The 13816-nt window shown below is 75.2% G+C and carries 1 protein-coding gene; it reads right to left on the bottom strand.

Annotation, left to right across the window (positions count from 1 at the left end; genetic code table 11):
* Nucleotides 1-3: 3 nt before the first annotated feature.
* Nucleotides 4-13791 (bottom strand): SDR family NAD(P)-dependent oxidoreductase, encoded by a 13788-nt coding sequence (locus ABZ078_RS18105; protein WP_356576325.1) that lies wholly within the window; start codon nucleotides 13789-13791, stop codon nucleotides 4-6.
* Between the last annotated feature and the right edge of the window lie 25 nt (nucleotides 13792-13816).

Genomic DNA, 13816 nt, shown 5'->3' with positions numbered 1-13816 from the left:
GCGTCATGGCCGCCGCCAGGAGCGGAACGTCCGCAGCTGGTCCGGCGTGACCACGGCCTCCAGCCGGTCGTCGTCCTGGTCGCCGCCGCCCAGGGCCGCCAGCAGGCGGCGGGCCGGGGCGTTGCGCGGGGTACGTTCCGCTGTGAGGCGGACCTTCGCGCAGTCCAGTTCCTCGGCGCGGCCGGCCAGCCACCGCAACAGGCGTTCCTCGACGCCTCGGCCGAGGGCGCGGCAGCTCATCAGCCAGGCCAGGACGTCGAGTCGGTCGCCGTCGCGGCGCACGGCGAGGAGCCCGATCTGCCCGTAGTCGCCGAACCGGTCGCGGGCCGCGGCCGTCCAGACCTCGCCGCGCTCGCGCCAGCGGCCGACATCGCCGCCGTCGGCGGAGCGGGCGCGCAGGGTGAACTGGTTGGTACGCAGGACGAGTTGCTCCGCCCGCCGCACGTCGTCGTCGGACAGGGCCCGGATGTCGACCTCCAGTTCCAGCCGGTCCAGGAACTCCTCGAAACCGGCCTGTTCACGGATCGCGTCCCGTTCCCGCTCCTGCTCGTAGAACCGCGCCCGCAACGTGTCCTCGGCCGTAACCGCCGCGGGGACCAGCGGCCACAACCGGGCCAGGAAGTCCGGCAGTTCGGCCGTGGGCGGGCAGGTCACGGACAGCACCCGCGGCAGCGCGGCGCGCATCTTGGCGATCTCGGCCGGGTTGTCGTCGAGGAACAGGAAGCTGTCCAGGCCGAGGCCGAGCGTGCGCGCCGCCTCGGCGAGGCGGTCCGGTTTCGGTCCCCAGGCCGCGGAGAGCACGCTGAAGTGTTCCGCCTTCAGTGGGCTGTCCGGGCGGTCGAGTACGGCGCGGACCGTGTCCTCGTCGTTGTTGCTGACCAGCACGAGCAGGGCACCCGCCGCCCGCCACTGGAGCAGCCTGTCGGCGAGCAGGGCGCGCGGGCCCGTCAGGTCGACGCCCTCGGGACCGCTCTCCCCGGCCACGCCGCCCCACAGGGTCTCGTCGCCGTCGACCGCGATCACCTTCGGCGCGGGGCGCCGTACCGCCCGGACGACCTCGGCGAGGCGCAGGGCCACGGCCGCCTGGAAGCGCGGGGTGAACGGGAGGTGCGCGAGGCGTTCGGTCCGCTCGTCGAAGCGGTCCTCGACGGGGTGCCGGCGGGTCCAGTCGTCGGGGCCGAGGACGGCGATGCCGGGCACGTCGGCCAGGTCGGCGGCGACCTCTCGTTCCCAACGGGCGAAGCGGTCCTCGCGCTGTGCGGCGGGCAGGAAGCCGACGATCAGCGGCTTGCGGGTGCGCTCGGCCACCGTGCGCAGGGCGGCCGGGTAGGCGGTGCGCAATTCGGCGAGCGATGTGTCGTCCACCGGGCCGAAGCGTTGCAGGTCCGCCGCCCGCAGCAGGACGACGCCCGCCGTCGTGGCCGGGTCGGCGAACACGCCGCACGGGTCGCGCAGGCTCGCCAGGACGTGGTGGTACGGCGCTTGGGCGACCGTAGTGGCGCTGCCGTCCCGTACCGCCTCGTCGATCGCCGTCTCGCACATCCGGGGCAGGTTGCCGAGAGCGAAGGTGGCGGCGAGGGCGAGGGTGAGGGACGGCGCGGTGAGGGGCAGCGTGGTGCGGGACCGCGTGGTGAGGGGGCCCGGCTCCGTGGCCTCGGCCGTCGTCCGCGTCGTGCGGACCGGGCTCGTCGGGTCCTGCGCCGTCCGCGCGACCAGGCGCAGCAGTTCCTCGCCCAGTTCGGTGACTTCGGCCGCGTCCAGGATGTCGAGGTTGTGCTCAAGGCGGATCCGGCCCGCGTCCGGGGTCATGGTGATCATCAGGTCGAGGTCGGAGTAGCCCGTCCCCGCCGGGAGCACCTCCAGCCCCGCGAACCGGCCTGCGGCGCGCACATAGTTGAAGTAGACCTCCACCAGCGGCGCGTTCGCCCGGTACAGGCCCTCCCGTGCCAGCACCGGCAGCACGTCGGAGAACATCGCGCCCTTGGCCAGGATCCTCTCCAGGCGCCCGTCGGTGCGGCGCAGCACCTCCTCGATCCGCTCCCCCGCCCTCGCCTCGGCGGGGAACGGCACCGGCACCCCGAAGAAGCCGACCGCGTCATAGGCGTCGGCGTGGATGCGGGTGTCCACGGGCACGGCGAGGACGAAGCGTTCGCGCTCGCGCTTCCTGGCGAGCAGGACGGTCAGGGTGCCGAGGCAGAAGGCGGCGGGGGTCACGGCCAGCCGGCTCGCGGCGGCCGAGATCCGGTCCATGAGCCCGTCGGGAAGCGGCACGGTGACGCTGCCGGCGCGGTACGAACGCGTCTGCGGGCGCGGTCGGCTCAGGGTCAGGTCGAGGCGCCCGGCGCCCTGGAACGCCGCGCGCCCATCGATGGGGTCGGCCCGCTCCTCGACCCGCTGGGCCTCGATCAGCAGGCCGATGTCCCGGTTGGTGACCGTGTCGCCGAGCGTGTCCCCGGACAGCTCGGCGTCGATCTCGCCCGCCACCAGCAGCAGCGACCGCAGATCACTGACGGCGTGGTGGGCGCCGTACACCAGGATCTGGCCGCGTTCGCCGCCGTCCAGCAGTTCGAAGCGCCACAGGGACGCGACAGCCAGGTCGAACGGCGGTTCAAGGAGGTGCCGCAGCCGGTCGGCGGCGTCGATGCCCGTCCCGTCCGGCACGACCGTCCACCGCAACGGCGGTTGCGGCAGTGCGCGGTCCACCCGCAGCCGGCGCCCGCCCTCGGCGGCGGTGACGATGGCGGTGCGCAGGGCCGCGTGCCTGGCGGTGAGGCGGCCGATGACGCCGGTCAGGGCCTCGCGGGTGGTCGGCGTGGTGAGGCGTACGGCCAGGCCGACGGCGTGGGCGGCGTCCGGCATGCCGGGCCGGGCGCTGCGCAGCAGCCGTACGACGTCGCGGGTCGCGGGGTGCAGTTCGGTCGCCGGTACGTCGGTGGCGTGCGGTGGCTCGACGGCCCGGGTCGAGTGCCGCCGTTCGTCCCGCGCCCCGGTCTGCCCTTCGGGCAGCGCCGCGGTCAGGGCCTGTGCGAGGCCGCGGACGTCGGCGGCCGAGAAGACGGTCGCGGCGGGCAGTTCGACGCCGAGGTCGCGGGCGAAGGCATTGCGCAGCCGCACCAGCATCAGGGAGTCGAGGCCGAGTTCCTTCAGCGCCGTGGTCGCCGAGACCTGGGCCGCGCCGCCGGAGACCTCGCCGACACGGGCGCGTACGTACGTCTCCAGTCGTGCGGTCCGCTCGGGGTCGGTCGTCGCCGCGAACACCTTCTTGACCAGGTCGTCCGTGCCGGGCGTGCCGGTGGGGGCGGTGATCAGGTCGGCCAGGATCGGGCGGGTGCGGGCCGCGTCGGGGTCGAGGGCCAGCATCTCCCGGTCCAGGGCCAGGGGGGCGAGCTGGCGGCGGGCGGTGGTCCAGACGCGGTCGAGGAGCTCGCCGCCGTCCTGCGCGGAGAAGGCGACAAGACCCGAGCGCTCCGTCTCGGCCTCGCGGGCGCCGGACTCGGACACCATGCCCACGCCCGACCAGGCGCCCCAGTCCAGACTCAGCGCCCGGCGGTCCGCGCGGGAGAGATGGTGGGCCCAGGCGTCGAGGAAGGCGTTCGCCGCGGAGTACGGGCTCTGCCCGGCCGAGCCGAGCAGGCCGGCCGCCGACGCGAACAGCACCAAGTCCTGGGCGTCCGGGGTGAGTTCGGTGAGCAGGGCGGTGCCGAGGACCTTGGGGGCGAGGACACGCAGGACGCGCTCGTCGGTCAGGTTGGCGATCGTGGCGTCGTCCAGGACGCCGGCCGCGTGGACGACTCCGGCGATCGGGCCGAGTGCGTGCCGTACGGCGTCCAGGGCGGCGGTGAGGCCGTCGCGGTCGGCGACGTCCGCGCGCGCCACGTGCACGCGCACGCCGCGCGCTTCGAGGTTCCGGATCCACTCCAGGGCGTCCTTGGTGGGCGCGCTCCGGCTCATCAGGGCCAGTCGGCGTGCGCCCCGGCGGACCAGCCGTTCGGCGGCGACACGCCCGAGCCCGCCCAGGCCACCGGTGATCAGCCGCACGCCGTGCGCGGTGATCGCGCCGTGACCGCCGTCGTCGGGGCGGGTGCGGGTCAGCCGGGGCACCAGTCGTCCGGCGCCGCGCAGGGCGACGAGTCGTTCGTCGTCGGCGTGCCACAGCTCGGTCCACAGGGCGTCGACGCCGTCCGTCGGCGGGAGGTCGACGAGGGTGGTCCGCAGCTCCGGGTGCTCCTGGGCCACGGCGAGGCCGAAGCCCCAGGCGAGCGCCTGCTGAGGGTGTGTCACCCGGATGCTGCCGTCGGCGGCTTGGCTGCCCCGGACGACGACGAAGAGGCGAGGTGCCGGTCCTCGCGTCCGGTCCGCGAGGGTGCGCACGAGGTGCAGGGTGCTCAGGCAGCACAGCCGGGCCGCCTCCTCGGCCGTGTCGCCGTCCTCGATCGCGGGCGCGTCGAGCCCGGACAACTGGACGATCCGCTCGGGTGGTTCGCTGGGGAACGCCTCGTCGAGGAGGCGGACCAGGTGCCGCGGATCGGCCGGGTCGAGGACGTAGCGACCGGCGTCCTCGGTCACGAACTCCTCGCCCCTGCGGGCGATCACATACGGCACCGAGGTGCCGAGGCGCTCGACGAGTGCTGAGGCCACGCCCGAGTCGTCGGCCAGGATCAGCCACCTGCCCTGCGCGGGCGGCGCGTCGGCGACCGGGCGGGGCTGCCAGCGGGTCTCGAACAGGGCACCGTCCAGGGGCGAGAGCGCCGCCAGCTCGAACTCCTCCGCCTCCAGCAGCAGTCGCTCCTTCTCGTCGTACAGCCGGAGGCCGAGGGTGAGGGTGTCGCCCGACACGGACCGCAGCTCGCATGCCGCCCACGCGGGGGTGGTGCGCAGTCCGGTGTGGCGGAGCCGTCCGACGCGGGCGGGCACGAACGCCCGTCCCTGGGGTGCGTCGCCGGGCAGCGCGGCCGTGTGGAAGGCGGCGTCGAGGACGGCCGGGTGCAGCAGGTGGCCGGCGGCGGGCTTGTCGGTCAGTCGCGCGAGGCTCGCCGACCGGGTGCGGTGGCCCGACTCCAGACCCTGGAAGGCGGGGCCGTAGTCGATGCCGAGGGCGGCGAGAGCGGCGTACACCGCCGGCAGGTCGGCCTGCTCCGTGCATCGTGCGCGCAGCGCGGAGAGCGGCTCGCCCGGGTCGGCGGCGGGTGCGGCGGAGGTGACGGCGATACGTCCGCTGACGTGGTGTTGCCAGCGTGTGCCCGGTCCGCCGCCCGGGGGCGCCGAGGCGACGGTGAAGTCCCGCATGCCGTCCACGGCGGGGCGCAGGACCAGTTGCAGCCGGGTCGGCCGGGACTCGTCCAGGCGCAGCGGCCGGACGAACCTGACGTCGGTGAGCCGTATGTCGTCGCCGTCCCGCACGGCGGTCGCGGCCTCCAGCGCCATGGTGAGGAACGCGGCGCCGGGCAGCCAGGTCTCTCCGGTGACCCGGTGGTCGGTCAGGTAGGCGAAGCGGCTGTCGCGCAGGTCCACCTCGCTCTGGAAGAGGTGCCGGTCGGCTTCGTCGCTGGCCTCGACGTGCGTGCCGAGCAGCGGTGAGGCGCCGGTGGCGGCGGCCGGTGCGGGGGCGAGCCAGTGGCGGGCGCGGGCGAAGGCGTAGGTGGGCAGGTCGGCGCGGCGGCCCGCCGGGAACAGCGCCGGCCAGTCGGGCGTGTGGCCGGCCGTGTACAACTCGCCCAGCCTGCGCAGCAGTACGTCCCGTCCACCCCGCTGCCGGCGCAGCGAGCCGACGCTCACCACGTCGATCCCGGCCTCGGCGGCCACCGCCTCGATGGCCGAGCCGAGCGACGGGTGCGGGCTCAGCTCGACGAAGCAGCGGTAGCCGTCGTGCAGCATGCGACGGATGGTGTCCGCGAAGCGGACGGGCTCGCTGAGGTTGGCGTACCAGTAGCCGGGATCCAGGCGCTCTGCGGGCACGGGCTCCGCGAGCACCGTCGAGTACAGCGGAATCTCGGTGCGTGCGGCCCGGATGCCGGAGAGACGATCGAGCAAGCCGTCGCGGAGCGGGGCCATCAGCGGGGTGTGCGAGGCGAACGGGGTCGACAGCGGCCTTGCCGGTATCCCCTGCTCATCGAGGCTCCGGCGCAGCTCGGCCAGGGCGTCGCCGGCGCCGGAGACGGCCGTGGAGCGGGGGCTGTTGACGGCGGCGACGAACAGCCGGCCGGCGTACGGCGCGAGCAGTTCCTCGACGCGCGGGCGCGGCAGGTCCAGGGACAGCATGCCGCCCTTGCCCGCGACCGGTACGACCGCCTGGGCGCGCCCGGTCACCACGGCGACGGCGTCGTCCAGGGTGAGGGCGCCCGCGCTGTACGCGGCGGCGATCTCGCCCAGGCTGTGGCCGGTGACGGCGTCGGGGGTGACGCCGAGCGAGCGCCAGGCGGCCGTCAGTGCCGCGTTCACCGCGAACAGCGAGGGCTGCAGGTACTCGGTGCGTTCCAGCGGGGAGAACTCCTCCGGAGCCCGCAGCGCGTTGAGCACCGACCATCCGGCGTGCCGCCGCACCGCCTCGTCGATCCGGGTCAGCTCCGCGCGGAAGGCCTCCGACCCGGCCATCAGGTCCAGGCCCATGCCGGGCCACTGACCACCGTGTCCGGCGTGGACGAAGGCGACCTTGCCCGCCTGCTCCTCCCGGAGCGGGGGCAACGTGACGCGTCCGTTCGCCAACTCCTCCAGCGCGGCCCGCAGTTCGTCGCGGTCCTCGGCCACGACCGCCGCGCGCCGCTCGAAGTGGCTGCGGTGGCGGGCGAGGGTGTGGGCGACGTCCGGCAGCGGGGCGGAGTCGGTGGCGAGATGCCGGGCCAGGGCCGCGGCCTGTCCGCGCAGGCCCGGCTCACTGCGCGCCGAGAGGACGAACAGGTGCTTTCCCTCGGGGAGTCGGGCCGCGGGCTCGACCGCCGGCGACCGCGCCTCCTCCACGATCACGTGCGCGTTGGTGCCGCTGATCCCGAAGGCGCTCACGCCCGCGCGCCGTACCCGATCCGCGGACGCGGGCCAGGCCGCCTCGTCCCGCAGCAGACGCAGCCCGCTGTCCGCCCAGTCGACGTGACGGCTGGGCGTGTCGGCGTGCAGGGTGCGCGGGAGGGTTTCGTGGTGCAGCGACTGCACGACCTTGATCAGGCCGACCACGCCCGAAGCCGCCTGGGTGTGCCCGACGTTGGACTTCAGCGAGCCGAGATACAGCGGACGGCCCTCGGGACGCGAGGCGCCGAAGACCTCCGCGAGGGCGTTCGCCTCGATCGGGTCGCCCAGGGTGGTGCCGGTGCCGTGTGCCTCGACGTGGTCGATGTCGGCGGGCCGCAGCCCGGACTGCTCCAGGGCCCGCCGGATCACCTGCTCCTGCGCGGGGCCGTTCGGCGCGGACAGGCCCTGGCTGCGGCCGTCCTGGTTGACGGCGGTGCCGCGCAGCACGGCCAGCACCCGGTCCCCGTCACGCCGGGCGTCGCCCAGTCGTCTCAGTACGACCATGCCGGCGCCCTCGGCCCAGACGGCGCCGTCGGCGGCGTCGGAGAAGGAGCGGCAGCGGCCCGTCGGCGACAGGCCGCGCAGCCGGCTGAACTCGACGAACGTCTGCGGCGTGACCATCAGGGTGACGCCGCCGGCGAGCGCGAGATCGCACTCGCCCGCACGCAGCGCCTGCGCCGCCAGATGCACGGCCACCAGCGACGACGAGCACGCCGTGTCCACCGTCAGCGCGGGGCCGTTCAGCCCCAGCGTGTACGCGAGCCGTCCCGAGGCCACGCTCAGGGCCGAGCCTGTACCGATGTAGCCGTCCAGTTGGTCGAGCCGGGTCCCGGAGAGGTAGTCGCTGCCGAACATCCCGACGTACACACCGGTGGTGCTGCCGGCCAGGTCGGCGGGCACGATCCCGGCGCGCTCCAGCGACTCCCAGGCCGTCTCCAGCAGCAGTCGCTGCTGCGGGTCCATGGCCGCCGCCTCCTTCGGGGTGATGCCGAAGAAGGCCGCGTCGAAGGAGGCGATGTCGTCGAGGAAGCCGCCCTCGCGGACGTAGGACTTGCCGACGGCGTCCGGGTCGGGGTCGTACAGCGACTCGACGTCCCACCGCCCCGCCGGGAACGGTCCGACCGCGTCCCGTCCCTGCGCGACCAGACGCCACAGGCCCTCGGGGTCGGTCACTCCGCCGGGCAGGCGGCAGGACATGGCGACGAGGGCGATCGGCTCACCTGAGGCGACCGTGGGCGCGGCCACGGTCGCGGCCACGGGCGTGGCCACGGGCGCCGCCTGGTGGACCGTCCGTCCCGCCGCCGCTCGCGCGCCGGTCAGCAGGTACTCGGCGAGACGGGTGGGCGTGGGGTGGTCGAACAGCAGGGTGGCCGGGAGCCTGGCGCCGATGCGGGTGCTGATGCGGTTGCGCAGGTCGACCGCCGTCACCGAGTCCATGCCGAGCTCGCGCAGCGGCTGGTCGGGGCGGACGGCCTCGGCCGAGCGCAGACCGAGGACACGGGATGCCTCCTCGCGGACCAGGGCGAGGACGCGTGCGGCGCGTTCGGGCTCCGGCAGGCGGGCCAGGCGATCCGCCAGGGTGGGGTGGACGGCCCGGTCGGCGCGGGGCGCGGGGAGCAGGGAGCGCCACAGTGCGCCCGCCGGCGCGGCGGACCGCAGCCGGGGCAGGTCCACGGCCCAGGCGACCACGTGCGGTGCGTCGCGCCGCAGGGCCAGTTCGGTGAGCTCGCGGCCCTGGTCGGGGGTGAGGGCGCGGTGTCCGAGGCGGGCCATCCGTTCCAGGTCGGCGTGCTCGGCGGCGAGCCCCTCCCCCGCCCAGGCGCCGAAGGAGACCGCGACACCGGACAGGCCCAAGGCCCTTCGGTGGTGGGCGAGTTGGTCGAGAAAGGCGTTGGCGGCCGCGTAGTTGGCCTGGCCCGCGTTGCCGGCCACTCCCGCGGCGGAGGAGACCAGGAGGAAGAGGTCGAGCGGCAGGTCGGCGGTGAGCCGGTGCAGATGGGCGGCGCCGTCGACCTTCGGGCGCAGCACCTGTGCGAGGCGCTCGGGAGTGAGCTCGGCGAGCACGCCGTCGGCGAGGACTCCGGCGCAGTGGACCACGCCGCGCAGGGGCGACTCGCCGCCGATTCGGCCCAGTACGTCCGCCACGGCCGCGGCGTCGGCGACATCGCACGCGGCGACCTCGACCTCGGCGCCGAGTGCGGTCAGTTCCGCGGTGACCTGGGCGGCGCGGGGGTCGGCGGCGCCCTGACGGGACGTCAACAGCAGGCGCGGAACACCGCTCTCGGCGAGCAGACGGGCGATGTGGCCGCCCACCGCGCCGAGTCCGCCCGTGATCAGCACGGTGCCGTCGGTCGGGATCGAGGGGGAGCGGTCGGCTGCCGCCGTGCGGGCGCGCACCAGGCGCGGAGCGAGCACCTCATCGTCGCGCAGGGCGAGTTCGGGCTCATCGGCGCACGCGACGGCGAACAGCGGTGACGGCTCGTCCCCGTCGAGGTCGACAAGGGTGAGTCCAAGGTCCGGGTGCTCGGTGCGGGCACCGCGCGCCAGGCCCCACAGCACCGACTGGGCGAATCCGGGCACCGTGTCGGCGTCGGCGGCTGCGATCGCCCCGCGGGTCACCCAGACGGTGCGCGCGGGCGCCGCGTCCGGGGGAAGGGCGATGAGCGCCTGAAGCTCGGCGAGGGCCGCGGTCGCCAACTCGTGGGCCGCGGTGGCCGGTTCGGTGTCGGATGCGGGACGGGGCCAGAAGCGTACGACGGTGTCGGCGCCCCCGTCGGTGACCTGCGCGCCCGCCGCGCCCAGGTCGCGCAGGGCCGCCGCGACGGCCGGGTCCGACGGGTCGCCGTGGACGGTCCACGCCGTTGCGGGTGCCTCGGCCGGCTTCTCCGGCACGGCCGTCCACGCCACCTCGTACAGGTGCCGGCCGTTCTCCGACCCTCCGCTCAGGTCGGCCGGATTCGCGGCCCGCAGGCGTACGCCCTCCAGGCGGCCCACCGGGAAGCCGTCGCCGTCCCACAGGCTGACGTCCAGGAGGAGGTCCGCGCCGTCACCGCCGGTCCGGCGCACGGACGCGATCAGATCCGTCGCGCCGCCCGGCGGCAGGACGCAGCGGGCCACCGCCACCGGCAGCAGCACGCGCCGGTCGGAGGCGTCGAGGGCGGCGGCCACGTGGAGGGCGGCGTCCAGCAGCGCCGGGTGCACCGGCCAAGGGTCGGTCGTGTCACGGGCCACGGGCGGCGGCGAGAGGCGGGCCAGCAGGGTTCCGTCGCCGGTCACGACGGCGTGTCGTACGCCCTGGAAGGCCGGGCCGTAGCCGAGGCCGAGTGCGGTGAGCCGCTCGTAGGTGTCCTCGCTCCAGGCCGGTTCGGCCGTCTCGGGCCACGCCGGTGGCTCGTCGGCCGGCACGGCAGCCGGTTCGGCGGCGGACGCGGTGGCGTGCAGGGTCCAGTCCGCCGCCTCCTGGTCGCGCGGACGGCTGTGGACCGTGATCTCCGGCGCGGTCCCGGCAGTGGTCACCTCGACGGACACCTCGACCGTGCCGGTGTCGGGGAGGGTGAGCGGCGCCAGGAGGAGCAGGTCGGTGATGTCGGCGGGGGCCTCCGGGCGGGCCACGGCGAGGGCGGCTCGGCACAGTTCCATCAGGGTCGTGCCCGAGACCACGGTCCGGCCGAAGACGGTGTGGTCGGGCAGCCAGTCGGCGGTGGCCGGGGACCATTCGTCGCGGAAGGTCCAGCGGGTCGCGTCCGCCGACTGGAGCTGGATGCCCAGCAACGGGTGGGCGGCGCGGTCGAAGAGACCTGGGGCGGTCGCGGAGGTGGCGGGCTCGATCCAGTGGCGCTGGGCGTCCCAGGCGTACGTCGGCAGGTCGGCGGGGGCGGTGCGCGGGGCCAGGTGGCGCCAGTCGACGCGCCGGCCGTGGACGTGGAGTTCGGCTGCGGCACGGTCCAGGCACGCGGGGCCGTCCTCGTCGCGGCGCAGCGATCCGACCGCGACCAGGTCCTCGTCGATGGTGTGCAGGGCGGTGAGCAGCGACGGGTGCGGGCCGAGTTCGACGAAGCAGCGGTAGCCGTCGGCGGCCATGCGCCGGACGGTGGGCGCGAAGCGGACGGGTTCGCGCAGGTTGGTGTACCAGTAGTCGGCTTGGAGTTCGTCGGTGACGGGCTCGCCCGTGACCGTGGAGTACCAGGCGATGGACGTGGGACAGGTGGTGACCCCGTCGAGTTCCTCCAGGATCGTGGCGCGGACCGGTTCGACCTGGGCGCTGTGGGAGGCGTAGTCGACGTCGAGGCGGCGGACGAAGACCTGCTGCCGTTCCAGGTCGGTGAGCAGCGCCTCCACCGCGTCCACGGCACCGGCGACGACGGTCGAGCGGCCGCTGTTGACGGCGGCGACGCCGATCCTGCCGTCGTGGTCGGCGAGTCGGTCCTCGACGTCGGTGTGCGGCAGGGCGACGACGGCCATCGTGCCGGTGCCGGACAGTTCGGTCAGGGCCTGGCTGCGCAGGGCGACCACCGCCGCCGCGTCGTTGAGGCCGAGCGCCCCGGCGACGCAGGCCGCGGCGACCTCGCCCTGGCTGTGTCCGACGACCGCGTCCGGCCGTATGCCGCGAGCGCGCCACACGGCGGCGAGCGACACCATCACGGCGAAGAGAACCGGCTGGACGACGTCGACGCGGTCCAGGGCCGGGGCGCCCGCGCCACCGCGCAGCACGGACGTCACCGACCAGCCGGTGAAGGGCCGCAGGGCGGCGTCGCAGCGGTCGAGTTCGTCGGCGAACACCGGGTCGCGGTCGAGCAGATCGCGCGCCATGCCGGGCCACTGGGCTCCCTGACCGGGAAAGACGAACGCCACCTTGCCCGCGCCGCCGCCCTGTCGGGGGCCGATGACCCCTTCGGGGTCGGGCCGGGTCTCGGCGAGGGCCCGCAGTGCGGTGAGCAGTTCCTCGCGGTCACTCGCCTGGACGACGGCTCGGTGCTCGAAGTGGGTGCGGTGGTGGGCCAGGGTCGCCGCCACGGCGGGGAGCGGCACGTCGGGCTGTTCGGTGAGGGCCGTGAGGAGGCGCCCGGCCTGCGCCCGCAGTGCGGGGAGGGTACGGGCGGAGAGGGGGAAGAGGGTGGCGCCGGGGAGGGCGCCGGGGCGCTGGGGGTGCTCCCGCGGGGGTTCCTGCGGGGGTTCCTGCGGGGGCTCCTCCAGCACGACGTGGGCGTTCGTGCCGCTGATCCCGAACGCGCTCACGCCGGCGCGCCGCACCCGCTCGGGGTCCCGCGGCCACGCCTGGGCGTCGCGGAGCACGCGCAGACCGCCGCGCGCCCAGTCGATGTGCTCGGTCGGGGCCTCGGCGTGCAGGGACGCCGGTATCCGTTCGTGGCGCAGGGCCAGGACGGTCTTGATGACGCCGGCGATGCCCGCGGCGGCCTGGGTGTGGCCGATGTTGGACTTCAGGGAGCCGATGCCGAGGGGGCGGTCGGCCGGGCGGCCGGGTCCGAAGACGGCGGCCAGGGCCCGGCCCTCGATCGGGTCGCCGAGGCGGGTGCCGGTGCCGTGCGCCTCGATGTGGTCCAGGTCGTGCGGCCGGAGCCCGGCCGCGTCGAGGGCGGCGCGCACCACCCGTTCCTGGGCGGGCCCGTTGGGGGCGCTGAGGCCCTGGCTGCGGCCGTCCTGGTTGATCGCCGAGCCCTTGACGACCGCGAGGATGCGGTCGCCGTCGCGGCGCGCGTCCGCGAGCCGCTTGAGCAGCACCACGCCGCAGCCTTCGGCCCACACCACGCCGTCGGCGTCCGCCGAGAAGGGGCTGCACCGCCCGGACGGTGACAGCCCGCGCAGCCGGCTGAACTCGACGTGCCCGCGCGGGGTCACCAGCAGGCTCGCGCCGCCCGCCAGCGCGAGGTCGCACTCACCGCCCGCCAGCGCCCGCGCCGCCAGGTGCAGGGCGACCAGGGACGAGGAGCAGGCGGTGTCGACGGTGACCGCGGGGCCCTGGAGGCCGAGGGTGTAGGCGATACGGCCGGACGCCACGCTGGGCGCGGTGCCGGTGCCGACGTGCCCGTCGAGCTTGTCCAGGGCGGCGGATGCCAGGTATCCGCTGTCGTACAGGCCGATGTAGACACCCGTGGCGCTGCCGTTCAGCGTGTGGGGGACGATCCCGGCGCGTTCGATGGCCTCCCAGGCGGTCTGCAACAGCAGCCGTTGCTGCGGGTCCACGGCCGCCGCCTCGCGCGGCGAGATCCCGAAGAAGCTCGCGTCGAAGCGGTCGATGCCGCGGAGGTAGCCGCCGCGCAGGGAGTACGCCTTGCCGGGGGCCTCGGGGTCGGGGTCGTACAGCCCTTGGGTGTCCCAACGGCCCGCCGGCACCTCGGAGATGACGTCCTCGCCCGCGGCCAGCAGCCGCCACAGCGCCTCGGGGTCGTCGGCGCCGCCCGGGAGACGGCAGGCCATGGAGATGATCGCGACGGCGTCATCGGCCCGCACGGGCGTGTCGTCGGGAGCGGGAGCCGTTGCCGTGGTCCGGGCCGACGGGTCGTCGAACACCGCCTCGGAAAGCGCCGCGACGGTGGGGTGGTCGAACACGAGGGACGGGTCCAAGGTCCGGCCGGTCGACGCGGACAGCTCGGCGGCCAGCGTCACCAACTGCCGTGAGCTCAGGCCGAATTCGGCGATCGGCCGGTCCGGGTCGACGGCCGTCGGGGCGAGCCCGGCCGCCTCGGTGACGGCCGACTCCAGCCAGGCCCGCACGCCCTCCGGTGTCGTGAGGGACGGCTCGGGGGGCTGCTTCGGGGACTCGTGCGCAGGCATCTAGACAGGTGTCCTCGTGGATTCG

Source organism: Streptomyces sp. NPDC006385 (assembly GCF_040612485.1).
GTDB lineage: Bacteria > Actinomycetota > Actinomycetes > Streptomycetales > Streptomycetaceae > Streptomyces.
This window is presented reverse-complemented; position numbering and strand designations above follow the sequence as displayed.